General features: G+C 70.3%; 22 protein-coding genes. 16 read left to right on the forward strand and 6 right to left on the reverse strand.

What is annotated here, in order from left to right:
- Positions 1-129: 129 nt before the first annotated feature.
- Both ACGFNK_RS39155 and ACGFNK_RS39160 read left to right on the forward strand, forming a co-directional pair.
- Positions 130-1,647, forward strand: a complete 1,518-nt coding sequence (locus ACGFNK_RS39155; RefSeq protein WP_393423979.1) for a 3-hydroxyacyl-CoA dehydrogenase — start codon at positions 130-132, stop codon at positions 1,645-1,647.
- Positions 1,644-2,234, forward strand: a complete 591-nt coding sequence (locus ACGFNK_RS39160; RefSeq protein WP_165338877.1) for a TetR/AcrR family transcriptional regulator — start codon at positions 1,644-1,646, stop codon at positions 2,232-2,234. The genes ACGFNK_RS39155 and ACGFNK_RS39160 overlap by 4 nt, the downstream gene beginning before the upstream one ends.
- A gap of 58 nt (positions 2,235-2,292) precedes the next feature.
- On the opposite strand, the gene ACGFNK_RS39165 is transcribed toward ACGFNK_RS39160, so the two are convergent.
- A complete protein-coding gene (locus tag ACGFNK_RS39165; RefSeq protein WP_033320373.1) occupies positions 2,293-2,778 on the reverse strand; it encodes an Lrp/AsnC family transcriptional regulator in 486 nt (161 codons plus the stop codon).
- Between the two features lie 188 nt (positions 2,779-2,966).
- On the opposite strand from ACGFNK_RS39165, the gene pdhA (ACGFNK_RS39170) reads away from it, so the two are divergent.
- The 7 genes from pdhA (ACGFNK_RS39170) to ACGFNK_RS39200 are packed head-to-tail and all read left to right on the forward strand — an operon-like array spanning position 2,967 to position 11,088.
- Positions 2,967-4,118, forward strand: coding sequence for a pyruvate dehydrogenase (acetyl-transferring) E1 component subunit alpha (gene pdhA / locus ACGFNK_RS39170; protein WP_393423982.1), 1,152 nt, complete (start codon positions 2,967-2,969; stop codon positions 4,116-4,118).
- Positions 4,115-5,119: an alpha-ketoacid dehydrogenase subunit beta gene (locus tag ACGFNK_RS39175; protein ID WP_393423985.1), complete on the forward strand. Its 1,005-nt coding sequence runs from the start codon at positions 4,115-4,117 to the stop codon at positions 5,117-5,119. Before pdhA (ACGFNK_RS39170) ends, ACGFNK_RS39175 begins: the two co-directional genes overlap by 4 nt.
- Positions 5,119-6,669, forward strand: a complete 1,551-nt coding sequence (locus ACGFNK_RS39180; RefSeq protein WP_393423988.1) for a dihydrolipoamide acetyltransferase family protein — start codon at positions 5,119-5,121, stop codon at positions 6,667-6,669. Before ACGFNK_RS39175 ends, ACGFNK_RS39180 begins: the two co-directional genes overlap by 1 nt.
- Positions 6,670-6,694: 25 nt before the next feature.
- Positions 6,695-7,627: an NTP transferase domain-containing protein gene (locus ACGFNK_RS39185; protein ID WP_393423991.1), complete on the forward strand. Its 933-nt coding sequence runs from the start codon at positions 6,695-6,697 to the stop codon at positions 7,625-7,627.
- Complete coding sequence (locus ACGFNK_RS39190; protein ID WP_393423994.1) at positions 7,624-8,907, forward strand: molybdopterin molybdotransferase MoeA; 1,284 nt, start codon at positions 7,624-7,626, stop codon at positions 8,905-8,907. The genes ACGFNK_RS39185 and ACGFNK_RS39190 overlap by 4 nt, the downstream gene beginning before the upstream one ends.
- A gap of 39 nt (positions 8,908-8,946) precedes the next feature.
- Positions 8,947-10,098 (forward strand): potassium channel family protein, encoded by a 1,152-nt coding sequence (locus ACGFNK_RS39195; RefSeq protein ID WP_393423997.1) that lies wholly within the window; start codon positions 8,947-8,949, stop codon positions 10,096-10,098.
- A 9-nt stretch (positions 10,099-10,107) separates the two neighbouring features.
- Positions 10,108-11,088, forward strand: a complete 981-nt coding sequence (locus ACGFNK_RS39200) for an NAD(P)H-quinone oxidoreductase (protein WP_393424000.1) — start codon at positions 10,108-10,110, stop codon at positions 11,086-11,088.
- Positions 11,089-11,117: 29 nt separating this feature from the next.
- On the opposite strand, the gene ACGFNK_RS39205 is transcribed toward ACGFNK_RS39200, so the two are convergent.
- On the reverse strand, positions 11,118-11,570 hold the full coding sequence (locus tag ACGFNK_RS39205; RefSeq protein WP_393424003.1) for a hypothetical protein: 453 nt from the start codon (positions 11,568-11,570) through the stop codon (positions 11,118-11,120).
- Between the two features lie 207 nt (positions 11,571-11,777).
- On the opposite strand from ACGFNK_RS39205, the gene ACGFNK_RS39210 reads away from it, so the two are divergent.
- Positions 11,778-12,317 (forward strand): bacterial proteasome activator family protein, encoded by a 540-nt coding sequence (locus tag ACGFNK_RS39210; protein WP_393424382.1) that lies wholly within the window; start codon positions 11,778-11,780, stop codon positions 12,315-12,317.
- A gap of 130 nt (positions 12,318-12,447) precedes the next feature.
- Here the strand turns inward: ACGFNK_RS39210 and ACGFNK_RS39215 are convergent, their stop codons facing one another.
- Positions 12,448-14,085: a protein kinase gene (locus ACGFNK_RS39215; protein ID WP_393424006.1), complete on the reverse strand. Its 1,638-nt coding sequence runs from the start codon at positions 14,083-14,085 to the stop codon at positions 12,448-12,450.
- 335 nt (positions 14,086-14,420) lie between these two features.
- Here ACGFNK_RS39215 and ACGFNK_RS39220 point away from each other — a divergent pair, with 335 nt between their 5' ends.
- On the forward strand, positions 14,421-15,989 hold the full coding sequence (locus ACGFNK_RS39220) for a protein kinase (protein WP_393424009.1): 1,569 nt from the start codon (positions 14,421-14,423) through the stop codon (positions 15,987-15,989).
- Between the two features lie 99 nt (positions 15,990-16,088).
- Here the strand turns inward: ACGFNK_RS39220 and ACGFNK_RS39225 are convergent, their stop codons facing one another.
- Positions 16,089-17,126: a phosphotransferase gene (locus ACGFNK_RS39225; RefSeq protein ID WP_393424012.1), complete on the reverse strand. Its 1,038-nt coding sequence runs from the start codon at positions 17,124-17,126 to the stop codon at positions 16,089-16,091.
- Positions 17,127-17,572: 446 nt separating this feature from the next.
- On the opposite strand from ACGFNK_RS39225, the gene pdhA (ACGFNK_RS39230) reads away from it, so the two are divergent.
- Genes pdhA (ACGFNK_RS39230) through ACGFNK_RS39240 form a run of 3 tightly spaced genes read left to right on the forward strand, consistent with a single transcriptional unit; the run spans position 17,573 to position 21,247 of the window.
- Positions 17,573-18,739, forward strand: coding sequence for a pyruvate dehydrogenase (acetyl-transferring) E1 component subunit alpha (pdhA, locus tag ACGFNK_RS39230; RefSeq protein ID WP_393424015.1), 1,167 nt, complete (start codon positions 17,573-17,575; stop codon positions 18,737-18,739).
- Between the two features lie 2 nt (positions 18,740-18,741).
- Positions 18,742-19,722 (forward strand): alpha-ketoacid dehydrogenase subunit beta, encoded by a 981-nt coding sequence (locus ACGFNK_RS39235; protein ID WP_393424018.1) that lies wholly within the window; start codon positions 18,742-18,744, stop codon positions 19,720-19,722.
- 10 nt (positions 19,723-19,732) lie between these two features.
- Entirely contained in the window at positions 19,733-21,247 is a 1,515-nt protein-coding gene (locus ACGFNK_RS39240; protein WP_393424021.1) for a dihydrolipoamide acetyltransferase family protein, read from the forward strand.
- Between the two features lie 241 nt (positions 21,248-21,488).
- On the opposite strand, the gene ACGFNK_RS39245 is transcribed toward ACGFNK_RS39240, so the two are convergent.
- Entirely contained in the window at positions 21,489-22,388 is a 900-nt protein-coding gene (locus tag ACGFNK_RS39245; protein ID WP_393424024.1) for a D-alanyl-D-alanine carboxypeptidase family protein, read from the reverse strand.
- 213 nt (positions 22,389-22,601) lie between these two features.
- Here ACGFNK_RS39245 and ACGFNK_RS39250 point away from each other — a divergent pair, with 213 nt between their 5' ends.
- Positions 22,602-23,303: a GntR family transcriptional regulator gene (locus ACGFNK_RS39250; protein WP_393424027.1), complete on the forward strand. Its 702-nt coding sequence runs from the start codon at positions 22,602-22,604 to the stop codon at positions 23,301-23,303.
- Positions 23,300-24,613 carry a nitrate/nitrite transporter gene (locus ACGFNK_RS39255; protein ID WP_393424030.1) on the forward strand — a complete coding sequence of 438 codons (1,314 nt, stop codon included), beginning with the start codon at positions 23,300-23,302 and terminating at the stop codon, positions 24,611-24,613. Before ACGFNK_RS39250 ends, ACGFNK_RS39255 begins: the two co-directional genes overlap by 4 nt.
- Positions 24,614-24,857: 244 nt before the next feature.
- Here ACGFNK_RS39255 and ACGFNK_RS39260 read toward each other — a convergent pair whose 3' ends face one another.
- Positions 24,858-25,682 carry a maleylpyruvate isomerase family mycothiol-dependent enzyme gene (locus tag ACGFNK_RS39260; RefSeq protein ID WP_393424033.1) on the reverse strand — a complete coding sequence of 275 codons (825 nt, stop codon included), beginning with the start codon at positions 25,680-25,682 and terminating at the stop codon, positions 24,858-24,860.
- Between the last annotated feature and the right edge of the window lie 124 nt (positions 25,683-25,806).

A 25,806-nucleotide genomic window follows, 5' to 3' on the forward strand; every position in this document is an offset into this window, starting at 1 on the left:
TCTAGAGCTCTTCGTTGAGCTCGCGACCTGGGCGGAAATGGGCAGTCAGAGTTAGAGTAACCGAACGATCGGTCGGGACAAGGGGGTCCGCTGAACCTGTGGAAAACCCCGTGCGGGAGGATCGCGAGCATGACAGCACTCGACCTCGCCGACCCGGTGGCCGTCGTCGGCACGGGCACCATGGGCCAGGGCATCGCCCAGGTCGCACTGGTCGCGGGCCACCCCGTGCGGCTGTACGACGCCGTCCCCGGCCGCGCCCGGGCCGCGGCCGAGGCCATCGGCGCCCGCCTCGACCGGCTGGTCGAGAAGGACCGGCTGACCGGCGCCGACCGGGACGCCGCACGCACTCGTCTCAGCCCCGCCGAGAGCCTGGCCGAACTGGCCGACTCACATCTCGTCGTCGAGGCCGTCCTGGAGCGGCTCGACGTCAAGCAGCAACTGCTGCGCGAGCTCGAGGAGATCGTCACGCACGACTGCCTGCTCGCCACCAACACCTCCTCCCTGTCGGTGACCGCCATCGGCGGCGCCCTGCGAAACCCCGGCCGCTTCGTCGGCCTGCACTTCTTCAACCCCGCGCCGCTGCTGCCGCTCGTGGAGGTCGTCTCCGGGTTCGCGACGGACGTCACGTCGGCCACGCGCGCGTACGAGACGGCACGCGCCTGGGGTAAGACGCCGGTCGCCTGCGCCGACACCCCCGGCTTCATCGTCAACCGCATCGCGCGGCCCTTCTACGCCGAGGCCTTCGCGGTCTACGAGGCCCAGGCCGCCGACCCCGCCACGATCGACGCCGTCCTGCGCGAATCCGGCGGTTTCAAGATGGGCGCCTTCGAGCTGACCGACCTCATCGGGCAGGACGTCAACGAGGCGGTCACCCGCTCCGTGTGGGAGGCCTTCTTCCAGGACGTGCGGTTCACGCCCTCGCTCGCCCAGCGGCGGCTCGTCGAGTCGGGCCGGCACGGGCGCAAGACGGGACGCGGCTGGTACGCGTACGGGGACGACGCCGAGCGACCCGAACCGCACACCGCGGAGAAGGCCCAGCCGCCCGCGTACGTCGTCGTCGAGGGGGGCCTGGGCCCCGCGGCCGACCTGCTCCCGCTGATCCGCGAGGCGGGCATCCAGGTCCGCGAGGACGAGGAGGACAACGGCACCCGCCTGGTGCTGCCCAGCGGCGGGCAGCTGGCCCTCGCGGACGGACAGACCTCGGTCGAGTTCCGTGACGTCGTCTACTTCGACCTGGCGCTCGACTACCGGAAGGCGACCCGGATAGCCCTGTCCGCCTCGCAGGACACCCAGTCGGCGACCCTCGCCGAGGCCACCGGGCTCTTCCAGGCGCTCGGCAAGCACGTCAGCGTCATCGGGGACGTACCCGGGTCGATCGTCGCCCGCACCGTGGCCCGCATCATCGACCTGGCGCACGACGCGGTCACCAAGGGGGTGGCCACCGAGGAGGACATCGACACGGCGATGCGCCTGGGCGTCAACTACCCGCTGGGGCCCTTCGAATGGAGCCGCAAACTCGGCAAGGGCTGGGCGTACGACGTCCTGGACGAGATGCATCTGCGCGACCCCTCCGGACGGTACGCGCCGTCCCTCGCGCTCTACCGCCACGCGTACGCCTCGGACAAGCGGGAGGGCACCACCTCATGACCACGGCCAAGCGCGACACGTACACCCCGGAGACGCTGCTCTCCGTCGCCGTGCGGGTCTTCAACGACCGCGGCTACGACGGCACGTCCATGGAGCACCTCTCCAAGGCGGCCGGCATTTCCAAGTCGTCGATATACCACCACGTCGCGGGCAAGGAGGAGCTGCTGCGCCGGGCCGTGAGCCGGGCGCTGGACGGCCTCTTCGGGATCCTCGACGAGGAGCACGCGCGCGTGGGGCGTGCCGTGCGGCGACTGGAGTACGTCACCCGGCGCATGGTCGAGGTGCTCACCGCCGAACTGCCGTACGTGACGCTCCTGCTGCGGGTGCGCGGCAACACCGGCACCGAGCGCTGGGCCCTGGAGCGGCGCCGCGAGTTCGACCACCGGGTGGCCGAGCTCATGAAGGAGGCGGCGGCCGACGGCGACGTCCGCGCGGACGTGGAGTTCGGGCTCGCCACCAGGCTGGTCTTCGGGATGATCAACTCGCTCGTCGAGTGGTACCGGCCCGACGGCCGGGGCGTCGGTGAGCGGGAAGTCGCCGACGCGGTCGTGCGGTTGGTCTTCGAGGGGCTGCGCAAGGAGGAGTGAGGGCCGGGCCGCACGCCCCGAAGAAGCCGGGCCGCACGCCGGGAAAAGGGCAGCGGGGTCAGCCCTCCGGCTCCACGTCCTCCTCCTCGAAGACCAGCAGCGTCCGGGTGCTGAGCACCTCCGGGATGGACTGGAGGCGGGTCAGCACCAGGTCGCGCAGGTTCCTGTTGTCCGGCGTGTGCACCAGGAGCAGGACGTCGAAGTCCCCGCTGACCAGGGCGATATGGGCCACCTCGGGGAGCGCGCGCAGCTGTTCGCGCACCGTGCGCCAGGAGTTCTGCACGATCTTCAGGGTGATGTAGGCGGCGGCGCCCTTCCCTGCCCGCTCATGGTTGATGCGGGCGCCGAAGCCGAGGATCACGCCGTCCTCGATGAGCCGGTTGATGCGCGCGTACGCGTTGGCCCGGGACACATGCACGCGCTCGGCGACGGACCGTATGGACGCACGGCCGTCCGAGCGCAGCATCTGGAGGATGTCCTGATCGATGGCGTCCAGCGGACGCGGAGGAGTGTCGGCACGGCCGCCCTCCGGTCCCTCGGCCATTTGTTCAGGTGCCATGTCCCCCCGCCTCCATACCATGGACGTACTGCATCCATCCCAGGCTGTGGAGGACCGATTGTCCACAGCCTGGAGCTGCCTGTAGCCAAAATGTGCCGACGACCGAACAATCGGTAGGTGAGGCGCATCACATCCGGTGTGCCGCCGGACCACTCCCACGAGGAGGTGCCGTCATGACGGTCATGGAGCAGCGGGGCGCTTATCGGCCCACCCCGCCGCCTGCCTGGCAGCCCCGCACCGACCCCGCCCCCCTGTTGCCGGACGAGGTTCCGTACCGCGTCCTCGGCACGGACGCGGCAGCCGAGGCCGACCCGGGGCTGCTGCGTCGTCTGTACGGGGAGCTCGTGCGCGGCCGTCGCTACAACACGCAGGCCACCGCCCTCACCAAGCAGGGCCGGCTCGCGGTCTACCCCTCCTCCACCGGCCAGGAGGCCTGCCAGGTCGCCGCCGCGCTCGTCCTCGAAGAGCACGACTGGCTCTTCCCCAGCTACCGCGACACGCTCGCCGCTGTCGCCCGCGGCCTCGACCCCGTCCAGGCCCTGGGCCTCCTGCGCGGCGACTGGCACAGCGGATACGACCCTCGCGAGCGCCGTATCGCGCCCCTGTGCACGCCCCTCGCGACCCAGCTCCCGCATGCCGTTGGCCTCGCGCATGCCGCGCGTCTTCAGGGCGACGACGTGGTCGCGCTCGCCCTGGTCGGTGACGGCGGCACCAGTGAGGGCGACTTCCACGAGGCACTGAACTTCGCCGCCGTCTGGCAGGCCCCGGTCGTCTTCCTCGTCCAGAACAACGGTTTCGCGATCTCCGTTCCGCTCGCCAAGCAGACCGCCGCGCCTTCCCTCGCCCACAAGGCGGTCGGTTATGGCATGCCGGGCCGCCTGGTCGACGGCAACGACGCGGCCGCGGTGCACCAGGTCCTCGGCGAAGCCGTGGCCCACGCGCGCGCGGGAGGCGGACCGACGCTCGTGGAGGCGGTGACGTACCGCATGGACGCCCACACGAACGCCGACGACGACAAGCGCTACCGCGGCGACGCAGAGATCGAGGCCTGGCGCGCACACGATCCGATCGCCCTCCTGGAGCACACGCTGACCGAGCGCGAGCTCCTCGACGAGGCCGGCATCCAGGCCGCGCGCGAGGACGCCGAGGCGATGGCCGCGGACCTGCGCGAGCGCATGAACCAGGACCCGGCGCTCGACCCGATGGACCTCTTCGGGCACGTCTATGACCGGCCCACGACCCAACTCCTGGAACAGGAGGCACAGTTGCGGGCCGAACTGGCCGCCGAGGAGCGGCATCACGAGTCGGAGGGAGCGCCGCGATGACCACGGTCGCCGTGAAACCGGCCACCATGGCGCAGGCCCTCGGCCGTGCCCTGCGCGACGCGATGGCCGCCGACCCGGCCGTCCACGTCATGGGCGAGGACGTCGGCACCCTCGGCGGTGTCTTCCGGGTCACCGACGGGCTCGCCAAGGAATTCGGCGAGGACCGCTGTACGGACACGCCGCTGGCCGAGGCGGGCATCCTGGGGACGGCCGTCGGCATGGCCATGTACGGGCTGCGGCCGGTCGTGGAGATGCAGTTCGACGCCTTCGCCTACCCCGCCTTCGAGCAGCTGATCTCGCACGTGTCGCGGATGCGCAACCGCACCCGCGGAGCGATGCCACTGCCGATCACGATCCGTGTCCCCTACGGAGGAGGCATCGGCGGCGTCGAGCACCACAGCGACTCCTCCGAGGCGTACTACATGGCGACTCCGGGGCTCCATGTCGTCACGCCCGCGACGGTCGCCGACGCATACGGGCTGCTGCGCGCCGCCATCGCCTCCGACGACCCGGTCGTCTTCCTCGAACCCAAGCGCCTGTACTGGTCGAAGGATTCCTGGAACCCCGAGGAGCCACCGGCTGTTGAACCGATAGGCCGCGCGGTGGTGCGGCGCTCGGGCCGGAGCGCCACACTGATCACGTACGGGCCGTCCCTGCCCGTCTGCCTGGAGGCGGCCGAGGCGGCGCGGGCAGAGGGCTGGAACCTCGAAGTCGTCGATCTGCGCTCCTTGGTGCCGTTCGACGACGAGACGGTGACCGCGTCCGTACGGCGCACGGGGCGGGCCGTCGTGGTGCACGAGTCCGGGGGCTTCGGCGGACCGGGCGGGGAGATCGCCGCGCGGGTCACGGAGCGGTGCTTCCACTACCTGGAGGCGCCGGTGTTGCGGGTGGCCGGTTTCGACATCCCGTACCCGCCGCCGATGCTGGAGCGGCACCATCTGCCCGGCGTCGACCGCATTCTGGACGCGGTCGCGCGGCTGCAGTGGGAGGCGGAGAACTGATGCCCCAGGTCCTCGAATTCAGGCTGCCCGACCTCGGCGAAGGGCTCACCGAGGCGGAGATCGTCCGCTGGCTCGTCCAGGTCGGCGACGTCGTCGCCGTCGACCAGCCGGTCGTCGAGGTCGAGACGGCCAAGGCGATGGTCGAGGTGCCCTGCCCGTACGGCGGCGTGGTCACGTCCCGCTTCGGCGAGGAGGGCACGGAACTGCCCGTCGGAGCACCGCTGCTGACGGTGGCGGTCGGAGCACCCGCCTCCGGTGACGCGGACGAGGGGTCCGGCAACGTACTCGTGGGATACGGCACGGGAACGCCGCCGGCGCGGCGCGGAAGGGTACGGCCGACCGGCCCGGCGTCTGCTGGGCGGCGGCCGCCGGGCCGGCCCACGGAGGGGCCCGTCAGCGCGGACGTGGCGTCCGCCGCTCGCGCTGCGGACACGTCGGCCGCCGACCGGGGTACGGACAGCGGTGCCATCGGAACGGCGGCGCACGAGGCAGCCGCCCACCGCCTCGCGCAGGACGTGGCCACCACCGAGGGCCGGCCGGGTGGCGGGGACGGACGCCGCGCCGATGGTCCGGTGCCGGTGATCTCCCCGCTCGTGCGGCGGCTGGCCCGGGAGTATGGCCTGGATCTGCGGGAGTTGGCGGGATCCGGACCCGACGGACTGATTCTGCGGGCAGACGTGGAGCACGCGGCGCACGCGGCGCACGCGGCACGCGCCGCCGGGGCTCGCGGCCAGGCGATGGAGACCGGGGCTGTGTCGTACGCGCCGACGGGGCCGGAGCCCTCGGCCGCCCCCCACGCGCGCGTGCCTGCCGCGTCCGCCGGTGAGACTCTCCCGCGCGCGGCAAGCCTTCCGGCAGCCTCCGGCACCCGCATCCCCCTGCGAGGCATACGCGGTGTCGTCGCCGACAAGCTCGCCCGCAGCCGCCGGGAGATCCCCGACGCGACCTGCTGGGTGGACGCCGACGCGACGGAACTCCTGCACGCGCGCGTGGCGATGAACGCAAGCGGCGGACCGAAGATCTCCCTCCTCGCGCTGCTCGCCCGTATCTGCACCGCCGCCCTCGCCCGCCATCCCGAGCTCAACTCCACGGTCGACATGGACGCCAGAGAGGTCGTACAGCTCGACGAGGTGCACCTCGGGTTCGCGGCGCAGACCGAGCGGGGGCTCGTGGTGCCGGTGGTGAAGGACGCGCACACGCGGGACGCCCAGTCGCTGAGCGCGGAGTTCGCTCGGCTCACTGAAGCGGCGCGGACCGGAACGCTCACGCCAGGGGAACTCACCGGCGGAACCTTCACGTTGAACAACTACGGCGTGTTCGGCGTCGACGGCTCCACGCCGATCATCAACCACCCCGAGGCGGCCATGCTCGGCGTCGGCCGGATCGCCCCCAAGCCCTGGGTGCACGAGGGCGAGCTGGCGGTGCGGCAAGTCGTACAGCTCTCGCTCACCTTCGACCACCGGGTGTGCGACGGCGGCACGGCGGGCGGATTCCTGCGGTATGTGGCGGACTGCGTGGAGCAGCCGACGGTACTCCTGCGTTCCCTGTGATCGCCGTGGCACGCATACTCGTGGGGTGACCGCGTACCAGGCCCCCGGCACCTCCGGCGACTCCGGTGTCGATGTACACGACGCCGTCGTGCTCGCCGGAGGTGCCGCCCGGCGGCTCGGCGGAGCCGACAAGCCCGGTGTGCGCGTGGGCGGTCGCCCGCTGCTCGACCGGGTCCTGGCCGCCTGTTCCTCCGCCGCCACCACCGTGGTCGTGGCTGACCGCAGGGCCACCGCGCGCCCGGTGCTTTGGGCGCGCGAGGACCCGCCCGGCGCGGGTCCGCTGGCCGCGCTCGACGCGGGGCTCCGGCGGACCTCGGCGGCGTATGTCGTGGTGCTCTCCGCCGATCTGCCGTTCCTCGACGAGGAGACGGTACGACGGCTGCTGGCCGCCGTTCGGTCGACCGACACCGAAGGCGTGCTGCTCACCGACCCCGATGGCCGCGATCAGCCGCTCGTGGCCGCGTACCGGAATGCGGCGCTGCGCCGTGAGCTGGCGGCGCTCGGCGCCGAGCACGGTGGTCTGGCCGGGCTGCCGCTGCGGCTGCTGACCGGTGCGCTCGACCTGACCCGTATCACCGACCCTGTCGCGTCCTTCGACTGCGACACCTGGGACGACATCGCTGCCGCCCGGGCACGTATCAGGGAGCATGGGCACGTGTTGGATGAATGGATTTCCGCAGTCAAGGAAGAGCTGGGCATCGACCTCGACGTCGACACCGGCATCCTGCTCGATCTCGCCCGCGACGCCGCACACAATGTGGCCCGGCCCGCGGCTCCGCTGACGACATTCCTCGTCGGATACGCGGCCGCCCAGGCCAAGGGAGGTCCCGAGGCAGTGGCCGAGGCCTCGCGCAAGGCGACAGCGCTCGCGCTGCGCTGGTCGGAGGAGGAGGCCAAAGAGGCCTCGTCCGGCCCCGGTGCCGCCCCCGCCGCCGAGGCCCGCCCGGAAGCCGGATGACCGCCCACGGGCAGTACGAGGACGTCGACCTCGACGTGGAGGAGGCCCTCGCCTTGGTCAACGACAGCGGTGCCCACCGGCCCGGCGAAGCCACCCCTTGGCCACAAGCACGCGCCACCGCCGCGCGAGCCCCCCGCACCCCGACCGCGCCCGTCTCCGTCCCACTCGACGCCGCGCTGGGACTCGTCCTCGCCGCCTCCCTCACCGCCCTCACGGACCTCCCCTCGTTCGACACGTCCGCGATGGACGGCTGGGCGGTCGCCGGACCCGGCCCGTGGCACGTCCGGCCGGAAGGAGTGCTCGCCGGGCACGCCGAGCCGGCGCCGCTCACCGACGGAGAGGCGGTCCGGATCGCCACCGGCGCACGCATCCCGCAGGACGCCACCGCCGTCCTGCGCAGCGAGCACGGCCGCACCGACGACAAGGACCGGCTGCACGCGACCCGGGACGTCGTGCACGGCCAGGACATCCGGCCGCGCGGCCAGGAATGCCGCTCCGGTGACGCCCTCCTGCCTCCCGGGACGCACATCACCCCACCCGTCCTCGGGCTCGCAGCCGCCGCCGGATACGACACCGTCTCCGCCGTCCCGCGACCACGCGCCGAAGTCCTCGTCCTCGGCGACGAATTGCTCACCGAAGGACTGCCCCACGAGGGCCTGATCCGTGACGCGCTCGGCCCGATGCTGCCGCCCTGGCTGCGCGGGCTCGGCGCGGACGTCATCGCGGTGCGCAGGCTCGGCGACGACGCCGAGGCCCTGCACAAGGCACTGCAGCACTCCGAAGCCGACCTCATCGTCACCACCGGCGGCACCGCCGCGGGCCCGGTCGACCATGTCCACCCCACCCTGCGCCGCATCGGAGCCCAGCTCCTGGTGAACGGCGTCAAGGTGCGCCCCGGGCACCCCATGCTGCTGGCCCGCACCAAGAGGAACCAGCACCTCGTCGGTCTGCCCGGCAACCCCCTCGCCGCCGTCTCCGGCCTGCTCACGCTCGCCGAACCCCTGCTGCGTACGCTCGCGGGACGCCCGGCCCCGGAGCCGTACACACTGCCCCTCCAGGAGGCGGTGCACGGGCATCCGTACGACACCCGGCTGATCCCCGTCATGCTGCGCGAGGACCGGGCCGTGCCGCTGCACTACAACGGCCCGGCCATGCTGCGCGGCATCGCCGTGGCCGACGCGCTCGCGGTCGTCCCGCCCAGCGGTGGCCGCCCCGGCCAGGAGCTGGAGATCCTCGAGCTGCCGTGGGCGATGGCCGGGATGGGGGCAGGTCTCGCATGAACCGACTCGGGGTGACTCTCATATGAACCGGATCGGGGAGTGTTTCACGTGAAACTTCCGGGCCAGGACGCGATCGCCCGCCAGGCCGACGAACGTCTCGTGACTCAGCGGGTGAGGCTTCCCCGCCGGACCGTGGAGCATCCGTTTCGCCAGGTCGCCAAGCGCGTCGTCATGGCGCTGCTGATCCTGATCTCGACCGGCTTCCTCGTCTACCTCGACCGCGACGGCTACAACGACAACTCGGACCGCGCGGTCGATATGCTCGACGCCTTCTACTACGCGACGGTCACCCTCTCGACCACCGGGTACGGCGATATCACCCCGGTCAGCGACGCCGCCCGGTTCACCAACATCTTTGTGATCACGCCGCTGCGCGTGCTCTTCCTGATCATCCTGGTCGGCACCACTCTCGAGGTCCTCACCGAGCGCACCCGGGAAGAATGGCGACTGAACCGCTGGAGGACCGCTTTGAGGGAGCACACCGTTGTCATCGGCTTCGGGACGAAGGGGCGGTCGGCGATTCAGACCGTGTGTGCGACAGGGTTGAAAAAGGAGCAGGTCGTGGTGGTCGACCCCAGTACGAAGGTGGTCGACGCGGCGACGGCGGACGGGTACGCAGGTGTGGTCGGCGATGCCACGCGCAGCGACGTTCTGATCAGGGCCGAGGTGCAGAAGGCGCGGCAGATCATCATCGCGACCCAGCGCGACGACACAGCCGTACTCGTGGCGCTGACGGCCCGGCAGCTCAATCGCGGGGCGAAGATCGTGGCTGCGGTCCGCGAGGAGGAGAACGCGCCGCTGCTGCGCCAGTCCGGTGCCGATGTCGTGATCACCAGTGCGAGCGCGGCCGGACGGCTGCTCGGGCTCTCGGTGCTCAGCCCCAGCGCGGGCATGGTCCTGGAGGACCTCATCCAGCAGGGCAGCGGGCTCGACATCGTTGAACGGCCCGTCGTGAAGGCCGAGGTGGGGCGTGGTCCACGGGACGTGGAGGACCTGGTGGTCAGTGTCGTACGAGGGCATCGCGTGCTCGGATACGACGATCCGGACCTTGCGAAGCTCCAGTTGACGGACCGTCTGATCACCATCGTGCGGAAGACGCCGCATACGCAGGTCGCGCCCGACACCAAGCGCCTGCCCGGGGCCGAGCCGTCGGCAGGAGGGGCTTTCGGTAGGCCGAAACCCCGGGAGTAGCCTCGCCGCATGCGTGCGATCACGATTCCTGAACCTGGTGGGCCCGAGGCGCTGGTGTGGGACGAGGTCCCGGATCCGGTGCCCGGCGAGGGCGAAGTGCTGGTCGAGGTGGTGGCCGGGGCGGTCAACCGCGCCGATCTCCTCCAGAGGCAGGGCTTCTACGATCCACCGCCCGGCACCTCCCCGTACCCCGGCCTCGAGTGCTCCGGACGCATTGCCGAACTCGGCCCCGGCGTTTCGGGATGGGCCGTCGGCGACGAGGTGTGCGCGCTGCTCGCGGGCGGCGGATACGCCGAGAAGGTCGCTGTACCGGCCGGACAGCTGCTGCCCGTGCCCCAGGGCATCGAGCTTCAGCAGGCGGCCGCGCTGCCCGAGGTGAGCTGTACGGTCTGGTCCAACGTCTTCATGATCGCCCACCTCCGCCCCGGCGAGACCCTCCTCGTGCACGGCGGTGCGAGCGGCATCGGCACCATGGCGATCCAGCTGGCCAAGGCCGTCGGCGCGAAAGTCGCCGTCACGGCGGGCAGCAAGGAGAAGCTGGCGTACTGCGCCGACCTGGGCGCGGACGTGCTGATCAACTACCGCGAGCAGGACTTCGTCGAGGAGATCAGGACCGCCACGGACGGCGCGGGCGCGGACGTCATCCTCGACATCATGGGCGCCAAGTACCTGGACCGGAACGTCAAGGCACTCGCCACCAACGGCCGCATCGCGGTCATCGGCCTGCAGGGCGGCACCAAGGGCGAGCTGAACCTCGCCGCGCTTCTGGGCAAGCGGGCCGCCATCACCGCCACCTCGTTGCGTGCCCGGCCCGTCGCCGAGAAGGCGGCGATCGTCGCGGCCGTACGCGAGCACGTCTGGCCGCTGATCTCCGGTGGCCATGTACGCCCGGTCGTCGACCGCGAGCTGTCGATGAGCGAGGCAGCCGCAGCGCACCGCGTGCTGGAGGAGAGCGGGCACATCGGGAAGGTGCTGCTGACGCTCCCGTAAGGCCCTTCAGCGCGCTCCCGTACGGCGTCTCAGCCGCGCCGTACGCGCAGGCCGAGGAACGCGAGCCCCAGGCCGAGCCCGACGAGGACCAGGCCGCTGCCCAGGGGGAGGAGGCGCAGTACGGGCTGTGAGGAGGACGGCGGCGCGGCGTGCCGTGACGGCTCGGAGCCCACGTCGGAGCCGACGCCGGTCTCCGGGCCGACCGGGATGTCCGGCACCTCGGGAACGCCGGGGTCGATCTCTGTGCGTATGGCGCCGGCATCCTCCTCCGGCGACGCCTGCCGCCCCGGCCTCTGACGCCCCACGCCCGCACTGCTGCCGGCACGCGACTCGGTGGGGACGGGCTCGCCGGCGTACGACTCGGTGGGCGGGGCAACGAGCAAGGAGTTCAAGGCGGGTGACGCGTACGAGACAGGAGCGGGGACCGCCCCCAGGACCAGCAGCAGGCCGGCTGTACTCAGCGTGCGAAGCCACGGAGTCATGTCGATGACCCCCTCCCGATGCTCGGGCGCCAAGACGCATCAAGCGTCACACGGGTCCCGCATTCCGGCATCTCGGTCACATTCGGTGACAAGCCCGGCGTTCACGGGACCGTCCGCCCGACGCGAACACCGATTCCGTACACGGTGGATCTCTTTTGCGAGGGGGCACCACGGTGATGAGGTGTACGAGTGCGAGAGAATGACGGCATGGAGATGCCGAGGAACGAAAGGTCGCCGGAGAACCCACAGATCCTGGTCGTGGGCCAGGATGGCATGGCTCTCGGCGGCGGAGGAGACGACGACTCCCGCGAGGTCCCGGTGACGGAGATGGTGGAGCAGCCCGCCAAGGTCATGCGCATCGGGAGCATGATCAAGCAACTGCTGGAGGAGGTGCGTGCGGCACCTCTGGACGAGGCGAGCCGGGTCCGCCTCAAAGAGATCCATGCCAGCTCGGTGAAGGAGCTGGAGGACGGTCTCGCTCCCGATCTCGTCGAGGAACTCGAGCGGCTCTCCCTGCCGTTCACGGACGACGGCATTCCCTCCGACGCCGAGCTGCGTATCGCGCAGGCCCAGTTGGTGGGCTGGCTGGAGGGCCTCTTCCACGGAATCCAGACGACCCTGTTCGCCCAGCAGATGGCGGCCCGCGCCCAGCTGGAACAGATGCGCCGCGCGCTGCCGCCGGGCGTCGGCGGCGAGGGCGACGAAGAACCGCACCAGGGCGGCCGCTCGGGCGGGCCGTACCTGTAAGTGACGTACCTCTAAGTGCCGTACCAGTAGAGCCGTACGCGTAAAGCGGCCGCGCAGACGACAGCAGACGAAAGGGGCCCGGCACGGATGCCGGGCCCCTTCGCTTGTCCGGAAGATCATGTCCCAAGGATCAGGAGGGATTGCCCGTCGAGACATCGAGCTGGATCTTGGGCATGTTGTTGGGGTCGACGTCCGTGTCGTCCGCGGGGAACTGTTTCATGATCGTGCCGTCGCCGTAGGTGTTCTCGTCGACGGGCTTCTCTTCGTACTGCCAGCCTGCCTGCTGCAGGCACTTCTTCACCGAGTCGATGTTCTTGAAGGTGAAGTCGGGCAGCTTGATCTTGTTGGGGTCGTTGTACGACTCGTCCGGCTCCGTGCACTTCTCCGGATCGATCGTCTTCGAGGGGTCCGGCGCCTTGTACCCGGCCTCCTGCTGCTGCGTCGCGGACCCGCTGGCGTCGTCGTCACCGCCCGGGTCGCCGCCTCCACCCCTGTTCAGCGCCAGGATCAGTCCGACGACTGCGGCGAGCGCGACGACGGCCGAGCCGATGATCACCGGCAGGTTGCTCTTGCGGCCGCCGCCCGGGGAGGGGGCCGAGGGCTGCTGCGGGGAGATCGTGTAGGGCGGCGGGGGCGTCAGGCCCTGCTGCGGGGAGTACGCCGCGGTCTGCGGGGGCGTCGGGTAGCCGCCCTGCTGCGGATAGCCGTAGGCCGCGGACTGCGGCGTGGCCGAGGGGGTCGGTGGGCCGTACGGACCGGGTGTGTACGGCGTCTGGACGTTCCCCGCCGGGCTCGGGCCCGTCTGGCCGATCGGTGGGAAGACCGCGGAGCCGACACCGGCGCCGCTCGACGTCTGCACCCCGGGGACGATGTTCGGCGCGGCCGAGTGCAGCGACTGGGTCACGCGATGGCACTCGTCGCGCATTGCCTCGGCGCTCGGGAAGCGCTCGTTCGGGTTCTTCTTCAGCGCGCGGGCGATCAGCGAGTCCACGGCCGGTGGCAGCGAGCGGTTGATCGAGGAGGGCGCGACGGGCTCCTCCTGGACATGTGCGTAAGCGATCGCGAGCGGCGAGTCCGCCTCGAACGGCAGCCGTCCGGTGACCAGCTGGAAGAGCATGATGCCGACGGAGTACAGGTCGGAGCGGGCGTCCACGCCGCGGCCCAGCGCCTGCTCCGGGGAGAGGTACTGCGGGGTGCCGACCACCATGCCGGTCTGGGTCATGGAGGTGACGCCGGACTGCATGGCGCGGGCGATGCCGAAGTCCATCACCTTGACGACGTTCCGCTTCGTCATCATGACGTTGCCCGGCTTGATGTCGCGGTGGACCAGGCCCATCTCGTGGCTGATCTCCAGCGCCGCCAGCACATCCGCGGTGATCTTCAGGGCCTTGTCGGAGGGCATCGCGCCGTACTGCGCGATGTCCGCCTCGAGGACGGAGCCGAGCGGCTTGCCCTCGATGTACTCCATGACGATGTACGGAGTGGTCGCGCCGTCAAGGTCGTCCTCGCCGGTGTCGAAGACCGAGACGATGTTCGTGTGCGTGAGTTTCGCCACTGCCTGGGCCTCGCGGCGAAAGCGCTCACGGAAGGCCTGTTCGCGTCCCAGCTCTGTGTGAAGTGTCTTGATCGCTACTTGTCGGTCGAGCACCGAGTCGTATGCGAGATGGACCGAGGCCATGCCGCCTTCGCCGAGCAGATCACGCAGTTGGTAGCGGCCGCCGGCGACCGCACGCCCCGCGTACCGGCCTTGTGCGCCGTCCTGGCTCATGTTCTGCGTCCCCCATCGGCGTGCGCCGTCGCGCGGGCGAAAGCTGCTGATGTGCTCCCGCGGTCGGTGATCCTTTGTGCATTCCCGGCCAAGTCTGCCCGAGGGCACTGACACGTCAAGCGCGGTGCCCGATCCGTGACCGTACGCGATAGAAGCGTCGCGGAAGCGTTACAGGTGACGTGCGGACGGTACACAGGATTTGCACCCGGAGACCCGCTACGGGTTTCATGACCCGTCCATCTCGGACCGGCGCCTCATGCGGAGGCTGTAGCGTGGCCCGACGGAGACCGTAACAACCACCGCGCGGACGCGGGCTGAAACGACGGCGAGGACTGATGGCACAGCAGCAGCGCGCTCAGGGCCCGTCCGACCCCGAGGCGACTGGCGGCGGTATGTCAGATGCGCCGGACATGTGGGGTAACGGCGGGCTTGTCGGGGATGGCCGGTATCGGCTGACCCACAGACTCGGCCGGGGCGGCATGGCCGAGGTGTTCGCGGCCGAGGACGTACGCCTGGGACGTACCGTCGCGGTCAAGCTGCTCCGCTCCGACCTGGCCGAGGACCCGGTGTCCAAGGCGCGCTTCACGCGCGAGGCCCAGTCGGTGGCGGGCCTCAACCACCATGCGGTGGTGGCGGTCTACGACTCCGGCGAGGACGTGATCGCCGGCAACACCGTGCCGTACATCGTCATGGAGCTCGTCGAGGGCCGTACGATCCGCGATCTGCTGCTCAACGCCGAGGCCCCCGGGCCCGAGCAGGCGCTGATCATCGTCTCTGGTGTTCTTGAGGCGCTGGCGTACTCGCACCAGCACGGCATCGTGCACCGCGACATCAAGCCCGCGAACGTGATCATCACCAACACCGGCGCGGTGAAGGTGATGGACTTCGGCATCGCGCGCGCCCTGCACGGCGCGCAGTCGACGATGACCCAGACCGGCATGGTCATGGGCACGCCCCAGTACCTCTCGCCCGAGCAGGCGCTCGGCAAAGCCGTCGACCACCGCAGCGACCTGTATGCGACGGGCTGTCTGCTGTACGAACTTCTCGCGCTCCGGCCGCCGTTCACGGGTGAGACCCCGTTGTCGGTGGTCTACCAGCACGTTCAGGACATTCCGGTACCCCCGTCCGAGGCCTCGGACGTGGCGCCGCCGGAGCTGGACGGCCTGGTCATGCGCTCCCTCGCCAAGGATCCGGACGACCGGTTCCAGACCGCCGAGGAGATGCGCGGGCTCGTCCAGTACGCGCTGCAGATGCTGTACGACCAGGGCGGCCACACCGGCGGCACCTGGAACACCGGTCCCGTGATGATGCACGAGGGCGGGGGCACTTCGGCGATGGGCATGGCGGGTACGAACGTCATGCCGCACCCGAGCGACTCGGGTACCACGCAGATCCCGTCACCGATCCTGCCGAACCGCGGCTCGGGCGACGACGGGGGCTTCGACGGCAACGGCAACCGGGGCAGCGGCCGCGGCAAGCTGTGGATCCTGGCCGTTCTCGCGGTGATCGCCATCGGGGCGGGCGTCGCGCTGGCCCTCCAGGACAGGGATAAAAACGGTGGCGGGGGCGGCGACACCACGCAGTCGCCGACGACCTCGCAGACCGAGAAGGACCCCACGCCGAGCGAGAGCCCCTCGTCCGAGGCGACGGAAGAGGAAAGTCAGGACGACGGCGCCGGCACGGGTGGTGACCCGGACTACACGCCGCCGACGTACGAGCCGACGGACGAGCCGACCAAGGAGCCGACGCAGGAGCCGACCGAGCCCACGGCGAACCCCACGACCGCGGCGCCCACGACTGCGGATCCGACGGAGGATCCGACGGAGGACCCGACGGAGGATCCCACGGAGCCGACGGAGGATCCGACGGGTGCTGTTGCCGGTGGCGCCACCGGCGGCAACTGACCCCGAAGCACCCTTCACGCGCGCGTGCGGCCCGAAAGCGGGCTCCACGCGCGCGGGCCGTTCGGCAGGCTCCACGCGCGCGTGCCCTGTGGCCGCGCCTCACCCCACGAACGCCCCGCAGACCGCGGCGTACTCCTTCGTCCACCACACGGCGAGCGCGGAAGCCGCCGGGAACTGCGGGTCGGCGCGGGTATCCCCCCGCTCGTAGTGCCAGCGCAGTATCCAGAAGTCGTTGAGCCGCTCCCACCACACGCGGTGCACGGCGGCCGAGAGTTCGGTCGGGGTGGCGTGTGCGGAACGCCGGTACGCACGCGCGTAGGCCCGTACTTTCGCCAGATCGAGAGCGCCGTCGGGACGTACGAAAAAGATCACCGCGGCGCGTACGGCCTCCTCGGCCCGTGGCTGGACCCCGAGGCGGTCCCAGTCGACGATCGCGGCGGGAGCATCCCCCTTGTAGAGCACGTTGAAGGGATGGAAGTCCCCGTGCACCCAGCCCACGGAGCCGCCCTGCGGTGGGCGCCGGTCGGCGTGCCGCTCCAGGAGAGCCCGCCGTTCCAGGAGCCGGTGGCGGGCCAACTCATCGAAGTCGTCCGGCGGGCGGTGGCGGCGTACCCGGGCGAGCAGGTCGTCGATGAGCGCGAAGGTGTCGGCGAGGTCGGCGCTCTGCGCTCGTGCCTCGGCCTGGCGCTGCGGCATCACCCGCTCCAGGGACGCGTGCACGACTCCCAGGAGCGCGCCGAGGCGCCGGCACTGCTCGGTGGTCAGCTGGGCGCCGCCACGGTGGCGCCCCTCGATCCAGGGGTGCAGCGCATAGGCGTGGCCGCCGATGACGGCGACCGTACGGCCGTCGGTACCGGTCAGCGGCGGGGCGACCGGGATGCCGAGGTCGGCGAGGAGCCGGGTCGCGTGATGCTGGCGGGCGATCGCGGCCGGGTCGGCGGTCTCGGGGTCGAAGTGATGCTTGAGGAAATACCGGCCGTGGGTCGTGGCGAGACGGTAGCCGCGATTGAGCAGCCCCTGGTCCACAGGTTCGCAGGCCAGTGGGGATCCGGCGGCGTACCGCCGCAACAGGGGGCCCAGCGGGGGCCCGGCGGAGGGCCCGGGGCAGGCAGCGGGGAGTACAGATGAGCGCGGCACGCGCCAGATGTTAGGTCACTGAACACGCCGTTGACCTTGCGTTTGTCACAGACGGTGCCCATGTGGTTCTGGTCCGCACCGCCGATCGGTCACAAATGGGCTCACTGTTCCACCGAGGCGAACTCTTCCCGTCCCCAGGGTGACCGGGATAACGTGCCGGTGTTCCGGCCCCCTGCAAGGCTGTGACCAGCGGCTGTTCCCGACCGGCGCGATCTGTGCGGAAATCCGACCACAGGGTACTTGGATATCCAAGCAAAAACGCAGGTCAGGAAGGGTTTCCCACGGGTGTGGGGCACTGGGTAACGTGCTAGTTGCAGGGCGCTCGCCGGGGCACCTGTCACGCCTGTTCCCGGCTGAGGGCACCTACCCGTGCACGGGTACTGGAACAGGCGAGCCGCACTGGTCACCCGGCAACCCCGGGGGGCCGGACCGACGGAGGAGCACACGTGACCGTGGAGAGCACTGCCGCGCGCAAGCCGCGACGCAGCGCCGGCACCAAGCGCACCAGCGCCAAGAAGCCGCCGAGCCGGGACACCGAGCTCGTGCAGCTGCTGACGCCGGAGGGCAAGCGCGTCAAGCATGCCGAGTACGACCCGTACGTCGCCGACATCACCCCTGAAGAGCTGCGCGGTCTGTACCGCGACATGGTGCTCACCCGCCGCTTCGACGCCGAGGCGACCTCGCTGCAGCGTCAGGGCGAACTGGGCCTGTGGGCCTCGCTGCTCGGCCAGGAGGCCGCCCAGATCGGCTCCGGGCGGGCCCTGCGCGACGACGACTACGTCTTCCCGACCTACCGCGAGCACGGCGTCGCCTGGTGCCGCGGCGTCGACCCGACCAACCTGCTCGGCATGTTCCGCGGCGTGAACAACGGCGGCTGGGACCCGAACGGCAACAACTTCCACCTCTACACGATCGTCATCGGCTCGCAGACCCTGCACGCCACCGGCTATGCGATGGGCGTGGCCAAGGACGGCGCGGACTCGGCCGTGATCGCGTACTTCGGGGACGGCGCCTCCAGCCAGGGCGATGTTGCCGAATCGTTCACCTTCTCCGCGGTCTACAACGCCCCTGTGGTGTTCTTCTGCCAGAACAACCAGTGGGCGATCTCCGAGCCCACCGAGAAGCAGAGCCGCGTCCCGCTCTACCAGCGGGCACAGGGCTACGGCTTCCCGGGCGTGCGCGTCGACGGCAATGACGTACTGGCCTGCCTGGCCGTCACCAAGTGGGCCCTGGAGCGGGCCCGCCGGGGCGAGGGACCCACGCTCGTAGAGGCGTACACGTACCGCATGGGCGCGCACACCACCTCCGACGACCCGAGCCGCTATCGGCACGACGACGAGCGGATTTCATGGGAGGCGAAGGACCCGATCCAGCGCCTGCGCAGCTATCTGGCGTCCGAAACTGACACGAATGAGGGATTTTTCGGGGAACTCGAAGCCGAGAGCGAGGCGTTGGGCAGGCGAGTGCGCGAAGTGGTACGTGCCATGCCGGACCCGGACCACTTCGCCATCTTCGAGAACGTGTACGCGGACGGGCACGCGCTCGTCGACGAGGAGCGGGCCCAGTTCGCCGCCTACCAGGCGTCGTTCGTTCAGGAAGGGGAGGGCGAGTAGCGATGGCGGCAGAAAAGATGGCGCTGGCCAAGGCGATCAACGAATCGCTGCGTACGGCCCTCGACGCCGACCCGAAGGTCCTGATCATGGGCGAGGACGTCGGCAAGCTCGGCGGTGTCTTCCGGGTCACCGACGGGCTGCAGAAGGACTTCGGCGAGGACCGGGTCATCGACACCCCGCTCGCCGAGTCGGGCATCGTCGGCACAGCGATCGGCCTCGCACTGCGGGGCTACCGCCCGGTGGTGGAGATCCAGTTCGACGGCTTCGTGTTCCCCGCGTACGACCAGATCGTCACGCAGCTCGCGAAGATGCACGCGCGAGCACTCGGCAAGATCAAGATGCCGGTCGTCATCCGCATTCCGTACGGCGGTGGAATCGGCGCCGTCGAGCACCACTCCGAGTCCCCGGAAGCGCTGTTCGCGCATGTGGCCGGCCTGAAGGTGGTCTCTCCGTCGAACGCCAGCGACGCCTACTGGATGATGCAGCAGGCCATCCACAGCGACGACCCGGTGATCTTCTTCGAGCCCAAGCGGCGCTATTGGGACAAGTCCGAGGTCGACGCCGAGGCGATCCCCGGGCCGCTGCACAAGGCCCGTGTCGTGCGCGAGGGCAGCGACCTGACGCTTGCCGCGTACGGCCCGATGGTGAAGGTCTGCCAGGAGGTCGCGAACGCTGCCGCGGAGGAGGGCAAGTCGCTGGAGGTCCTGGACCTGCGCTCGGTCTCGCCGATCGACTTCGACACCGTCCAGGCCTCGGTCGAGAAGACCGGCCGCCTGGTCGTGGTCCATGAGGCTCCGGTGTTCTTCGGCTCCGGTGCGGAGATCGCCGCCCGCATCACCGAGCGGTGCTTCTACCACCTGGAGGCACCTGTTCTGAGGGTCGGCGGCTATCACGCCCCGTATCCGCCGGCGCGCCTGGAGGACGAGTACCTTCCGGGCCTGGACCGGGTGCTCGATGCCGTCGACCGCTCGCTGGCGTACTGAGGAGAGGGTCGTGACGACGATGACGGAAGCGTCCGTGCGGGAGTTCAAGATGCCCGACGTGGGCGAGGGACTCACCGAGGCCGAGATCCTCAAGTGGTACGTGCAGCCTGGTGACTCCGTCACGGACGGGCAGGTGGTCTGCGAGGTCGAGACGGCGAAGGCGGCCGTCGAACTGCCGATCCCGTACAACGGGGTGGTGCGGGAGCTTCGGTTCCCTGAAGGGGCGACGGTCGACGTGGGCACGGCGATCATCACGGTCGACGAGGGCGGTGGGGATGCCGGGGCCGGTGAGGCCGGTGGTGCCGCTTCGGTCGCGGAGTCCGAGACGCCTGCCGAGACTCCGGCTCCGACACCGACACCGTCCGCACCGGAGGCGCCGAAGCCCGAGGGGCGCAAGCCGGTCCTGGTCGGGTACGGCGTGTCCGAGGCGTCGACGAAGCGTCGTCCCCGTAAGGGAGTTCCGGTTCAGCAGGCCCAGGCCCAGGCCCGAGTCCAGACCCAGCAGCCCGAGGCTGCGGCTGCCCTCCAGGGCGAGCTGAACGGGCACACCACGCCGGTGGACCGCCCCTCTCCGGTGAGCAGTCCGCCTTCGGCCGGCAGTGCAACTCCGGTGGGGGGCCGCCCGCTGGCGAAGCCGCCGGTGCGCAAGCTGGCCAAGGACCTGGGAGTGGACCTGGCGACGGTCACGCCGTCCGGGCCGGACGGGATCATCACGCGCGAGGACGTGCACGCGGCGTCGGCGCCTCCGGCTCCCGAGCCGGTGCGGACTCCCGTAGCCGCTCCAGCACCGGCGCAGGCACCGGCGGCGGTGTCGCACGAGGGCGCCCGTGAGACCCGTATCCCCATCAAGGGCGTCCGCAAGGCCACGGCGACCGCGATGATCGACTCGGCGTTCACGGCGCCGCATGTCACCGAGTTCGTGACGGTCGACGTGACCCGGACGATGAGGCTCATCGAGGAGCTCAAGCAGGACAAGGACCTCGCGGGCCTGCGCGTGAACCCCCTCCTGCTCATCGCCAAGGCCCTCCTTGTGGCGATCAAGCGGCATCCTGAGGTGAACGCGTCCTGGGACGAGGCGAACCAGGAGATCGTGGTCAAGCACTACGTGAACCTCGGCATCGCGGCGGCCACCCCCCGCGGCCTGATCGTCCCGAACATCAAGGACGCCCACACCAAGACCCTGCCCGAACTGGCCGCCGCACTCGGCGAGTTGGTGTCAACGGCCCGCGAGGGCAAGACGTCCCCCGCAGCCATGCACGGCGGCACGGTCACGATCACAAACGTCGGCGTCTTCGGCGTCGACACCGGCACGCCGATCCTCCCTCCCGGGGAGTCCGCGATCCTCGCCGTCGGCACCATCAAGCTCCAGCCGTGGGTCCACAAGGGCAAGGTGAAGCCGCGCCAGGTCACGACACTGGCGCTGAGCTTCGACCACCGCCTGGTGGACGGCGAGCTGGGCTCCAAGGTGCTGGCGGATGTGGCGGCGATCCTGGAACAGCCGAAGCGGCTGATCACCTGGGCGTGAGGCCGTCGGCCGGATGGGTTCAACGATGAAGGGGGCGCCGCAATTTCGGATTGCGGCGCCCCCTTTGCCTCCCTGCCGTCAGCCTTCGTGGGACGCGATCAGGGGTTCGCGGGTGGCCCTCCGGCGCCGCCGGCCGGCGCCGGAGTCCGGAGAGGGCCCGCCGCATGCCGTGTAGGCGCTGGCGGGCCCTCTCCGTCGTACCTCTGGAGCCGACGCTCTTACGGCGGCCTCCAAGAGCGTCCTATCGCGCGAAGGCGTAATCCATCAGCTTCTTCGCGTCCGATGCGCGGTTCGTCGACGAAGTCGACGCGAGCACCGTGCCGATGACCGTCTTGCCGTCGCGGGTGGCGGCGAAGACCAGGCAGTACTGGGCCTCCGGTCCAGAGCCGGTCTTGACGCCGATGGCGCCGGTGTAGGTGCCGAGGAGGGGGTTCGTGTTCGTCCACGGCGCCATCGTGCGGGTGCCGCCGGTCTTCGTGGTCGTCTTCGCCGTGTACGACTTCGTCTTGACGACCGAGCGGAACGTGGAGTTCTTCATCGCACTGCTGGCGATCTTCGTGAGATCGCGCGGCGTGGAGTAGTTCGCGCCCCTGCCGATGCCGTCGAACGAGTCGAAGTGAGTGTTCGCCAGGCCGAGGTCCCTGGCCTGCTTGTTCATCTTGCCGATGAACGACTTCACGCGGGCGGCCCGCGTCGTGCCGGAGCCGAACTTGTCGGCGAGCGCGTACGCGGCGTCGCAGCCGGACGGCAGCATCAGCCCGTACAGCAACTGACGGACCGTTACCTTGTCGCCGACGATCAGCTTGGCGTTCGAGGCCCAGTTGTTCTGGACGATGTAGTCGCTGTACGCCTTCTGGATCGTGACCTTGGCGTCCAGGTTGAGGTTCGGCTGCGACAGCACGACCTTCGCGGTCATGATCTTCGTGGTCGAGCCGGTGGAGCGGCGGGTGTCCGCGGCCTTCGTGTAAAGCGTCCTGCCGGTGCCGTTGTTCATCACGTAGCCGCCCTTGGCGGCGATCGTGGGCACGGTGAGGGCCGTTGCGGGCGCCGCGGTGAGGGCTCCGGTCGCGAACATGGCTCCGGCGGTGATGATCACGGCGGCAGCTCTGCGGACCCGTACGCCCTTAATGCCGGTTTTCAAGTCAAGTACCCCGATTACGTCGTATGCCCCAAACGCCCTTGAGGGGCGGCCACTTGGCGGCGACTCGAGCGAGTCGCCTGCTCCTGCGACACGTATGACACGTAAGTAGCACAGGAGGTTGTGGCGTCTGCGAGGCGGGGTGCCTTTAACGCCGTGCGTCCGCATCCTGGACGGCCCGCGACGATGCGTACGTGTTGTATCTATGCTGTGCGCATGCCTGCAGCGTCCTCCCCGACTTCGAGCAAGACCGCGTCCGGACCAGCCAAGCAGCAACTCGCCAAGCAACCCCCCGCCGCCGAGCGCGTCTACGCCCACGTCAAGCAGGGAGTCCTGGAGCGCCGGTACGAGGGCGGGACGCTGCTCACCGAGGGCGAGCTGGCCGAGGCGGTCGGTGTGTCACGCACCCCCGTTCGCGAGGCGCTGCTGAAGCTCGAGGTCGAGGGGCTGATCAGGCTCTACCCGAAGAAGGGCGCGCTGGTCCTGTCCGTCTCCGCGCAGGAGATCGCTGATGTCGTGGAGACCCGGCAGCTCGTCGAGGAGCACGCGATCCGCAAGGCGGTGCCGGCCTCGCCCGCGCTCATCGGGCGCCTCACCGAACTCCTGGACAAGCAGCGGGAACAGGCCGAGGCGGGCGACCTGGCGGCAGCCGCCGTCACCGACCGCTGCTTCCACGCCGAGATCGTCCGCAGCGGAGGGAACGAAATCCTCTCGCGGCTCTACGACCAGCTGCGCGACCGGCAGTTGCGCATGGGCGTCGCCGTGATGCACGCCCACCCCGACCGCATCACCAAGACGCTCACCGAACACCGCGAGATCCTCGAAGCGCTGCGCTCCGGCGACGCGGAGGCGGCCGTCGACCTGGTCCACCGGCACGTCAGTTGGTTCTCCAGCCTCGCCCGAGGTGATGTCCGATGACCGCTCGGGCACGCTCCACGCCCGCGGCCCTCCCCGGCGACCCGCCCGGCGGCCGCCGCGCAGTCCTCGTCTGGTCCGTCGGCGTCTCCGTCTACTTCGTCGCGGTCATCTTCCGTACGTCCCTGGGGGTGGCCGGACTTGACGCCGCCGACCGCTTCGACGTGGGCGCCTCCGCGCTGTCCACCTTCTCCATCCTCCAGCTCCTCGTCTACGCGGGCATGCAGATACCCGTCGGCCTGCTGGTGGACCGGCTCGGCACCAAGAAGGTGCTGACCATCGGCGTGCTGCTGTTCACGGCGGGTCAGTTGAGCTTCGCCTTCTCACCCTCGTACGGGATGGCGCTGGCGTCGCGCGCGCTGCTCGGCTGCGGTGACGCGATGACGTTCATCAGCGTGCTGCGGCTCGGGGCGCGCTGGTTCCCGGCCCGGCGCGGCCCGATGGTCGCGCAGCTCGCGGGCCTGGTGGGCATGGCGGGCAACCTCGTCTCGACGCTCGTCCTGGCCCGGCTGCTGCACGGCGTCGGCTGGACCGCCGCCTTCGCGGGCAGCTCGCTCGCGGGCGTCCTCGTCCTCGTACTGATGCTGCTGTTCCTCAAGGACCACCCCGAGGGGCACGAGCCGGAGCCGTTCCCGCACCGTGGCGGCGCGTATGTGCGCCGACAGATCGTCGCGTCCTGGCGGGAGCCCGGGACGCGGCTCGGGCTGTGGGTGCACTTCACGACGCAGTTCCCGGCGATGGTGTTCCTGCTGCTGTGGGGCCTGCCGTTCCTCGTCGAGGCACAGGGCCTCTCGCGGGCGACGGCCGGCGAGCTGCTGACGCTGGTCGTGCTCTCCAACATGGTCATCGGCCTGGTGTACGGGCAGATCGTCGCCCGGCACCACGCGGCGCGGCTTCCGCTGGCGCTCGGCACGGTGCTGTCGACGGCGGCCGTCTGGGCCGCCACGCTCGCGTACCCCGCCGACCACGCGCCGATGTGGCTGCTGATCGTCCTCTGCACGGTGCTCGGCGCCTGCGGCCCCGCCTCGATGATCGGATTCGACTTCGCACGGCCGGCGAACCCGCCCGAGCGTCAGGGCACGGCCTCCGGAATCACCAACATGGGTGGTTTCGTCGCCTCGATGACGACGCTGTTCGCGATCGGTGCGCTGCTGGACGCCACCGGTGACGACTACGGTGTCGCCTTCTCCGCGGTGTTCGTGCTCCAGGCACTCGGCCTCGGCCAGATCCTGCGGCTGCGCCGCCAAGCGGCCCGCCGTGAGCGCGAACGGCTGGTCGCGAGCCGGGTGGAGACGGTGCACGTTCCCGCGTGACGCGGGACGGTTGTCCGTAGCTGCCCTTCGCAGCCGAGGTGTTGCTCTGCGACCAGCATCACCGAGGACGGCTGCGCCCCGTCCGCTGACCGTGACCGTTCGACGGCGGGCCTCCCACGGCGGGCCGCGACCGCACGATGACGGGCCGCCCCACGGCGGGCCGCGAGGCGAACACTCCGCGCCCGCCGGGGCCCGATCCCCGCGCAGGCGTCCGGCGCACCCGCGGCCCTCGCCGGTGCGTGCGCTACTGCGTGACCACGAAGTGCCGCAGGATCGCCGCCGCCAGCTCCGGATCGCCCTCCGTCTTGATGCGGTCGGCCACCGAGTCGACGGTGACGCGGCCGCAGGCCAGCCGGAAGTACGTCTCCCAGTCGAGCGTGAGGGTGGCCGCCGGACCGAGCGACGGCGCGCCGTCTATCGTCCCGTGGCCCTCCGCGTCGACGCGGACCGTGCGCAGGAATTCGACCGGTCCGTGCACATCGAGGACGACCGCGGAGTTCGCGGGCGCGCCCGCTTCCTTGGCGACGACCTTCGGCAGTACGGCGAGCAGCTCGTCGCGCACGATGTACGCACCCGGCGAGTCCAGATTGCCCGGCCGGCCGAGCGCGGTGCGCAGGTCCTGCTCGTGCACCCAGACGTCGAAGGCGCGGTACCGCATGGACTGTTCGAGGGTGATCTCCGAGCCCAGCGGACCGCGCACCTTGGCGTGCGGTTCGCGCGACTCGTTCCGCAGCTGCCGGTTGCGGCGGATGATCGTGTACTCCAGCTCGGACGTCATCTCCGGTGCCGTGTGGTGACGGCGCACGTCGACCTGCATCTCCATGTACCGCTGGTGCTCGTTCGACACGTGGTACAGATCGCGCGGCAGCGTGTGGATCGGGCGGGGATCGCCGAGCATCTCGCAGTCCAGACCGATCACGTGCGAGACGATGTCCCGGACGGACCAGCCCGGACAGGGTGTCCGCCGGTTCCACTCACCCTCCACGAGCGGCTGCACCAGCTCGGATATCGCTTCCACTGAGTGGGTCCAGGCATCGGCATAGGTCTGAAGGCTGGGATGGAGACTCACGGGACCCCTCGGGCGGTTCGTGCGCGGGCATGGGTGTCTTGGACCGCTAAGTTACGCTGCTCCAAGGCACCCCGGCAGTGCTTTCGTGTGACGATCGTAGGCCCGTTTCGCAGTTCGAATGCCA

Source organism: Streptomyces sp. NPDC048825 (assembly GCF_043198355.1).
GTDB lineage: Bacteria > Actinomycetota > Actinomycetes > Streptomycetales > Streptomycetaceae > Streptomyces > Streptomyces xiangluensis.

What these genes read in the sequence shown, in the direction of transcription:
- ACGFNK_RS39155 (WP_393423979.1), top strand. Translation starts at nt 130, where the DNA reads ATGACAGCACTCGACCTCGCCGACCCGGTGGCCGTCGTCGGCACGGGC.
- ACGFNK_RS39160 (WP_165338877.1), top strand. Translation starts at nt 1,644, where the DNA reads ATGACCACGGCCAAGCGCGACACGTACACCCCGGAGACGCTGCTCTCC.
- ACGFNK_RS39165 (WP_033320373.1), bottom strand. Translation starts at nt 2,778, where the DNA reads ATGGCCGAGGGACCGGAGGGCGGCCGTGCCGACACTCCTCCGCGTCCG.
- pdhA (WP_393423982.1), top strand. Translation starts at nt 2,967, where the DNA reads ATGACGGTCATGGAGCAGCGGGGCGCTTATCGGCCCACCCCGCCGCCT.
- ACGFNK_RS39175 (WP_393423985.1), top strand. Translation starts at nt 4,115, where the DNA reads ATGACCACGGTCGCCGTGAAACCGGCCACCATGGCGCAGGCCCTCGGC.
- ACGFNK_RS39180 (WP_393423988.1), top strand. Translation starts at nt 5,119, where the DNA reads ATGCCCCAGGTCCTCGAATTCAGGCTGCCCGACCTCGGCGAAGGGCTC.
- ACGFNK_RS39190 (WP_393423994.1), top strand. Translation starts at nt 7,624, where the DNA reads ATGACCGCCCACGGGCAGTACGAGGACGTCGACCTCGACGTGGAGGAG.
- ACGFNK_RS39200 (WP_393424000.1), top strand. Translation starts at nt 10,108, where the DNA reads ATGCGTGCGATCACGATTCCTGAACCTGGTGGGCCCGAGGCGCTGGTG.
- ACGFNK_RS39205 (WP_393424003.1), bottom strand. Translation starts at nt 11,570, where the DNA reads ATGACTCCGTGGCTTCGCACGCTGAGTACAGCCGGCCTGCTGCTGGTC.
- ACGFNK_RS39210 (WP_393424382.1), top strand. Translation starts at nt 11,778, where the DNA reads ATGGAGATGCCGAGGAACGAAAGGTCGCCGGAGAACCCACAGATCCTG.
- ACGFNK_RS39215 (WP_393424006.1), bottom strand. Translation starts at nt 14,085, where the DNA reads ATGAGCCAGGACGGCGCACAAGGCCGGTACGCGGGGCGTGCGGTCGCC.
- ACGFNK_RS39220 (WP_393424009.1), top strand. Translation starts at nt 14,421, where the DNA reads ATGGCACAGCAGCAGCGCGCTCAGGGCCCGTCCGACCCCGAGGCGACT.
- ACGFNK_RS39235 (WP_393424018.1), top strand. Translation starts at nt 18,742, where the DNA reads ATGGCGGCAGAAAAGATGGCGCTGGCCAAGGCGATCAACGAATCGCTG.
- ACGFNK_RS39250 (WP_393424027.1), top strand. Translation starts at nt 22,602, where the DNA reads ATGCCTGCAGCGTCCTCCCCGACTTCGAGCAAGACCGCGTCCGGACCA.
- ACGFNK_RS39255 (WP_393424030.1), top strand. Translation starts at nt 23,300, where the DNA reads ATGACCGCTCGGGCACGCTCCACGCCCGCGGCCCTCCCCGGCGACCCG.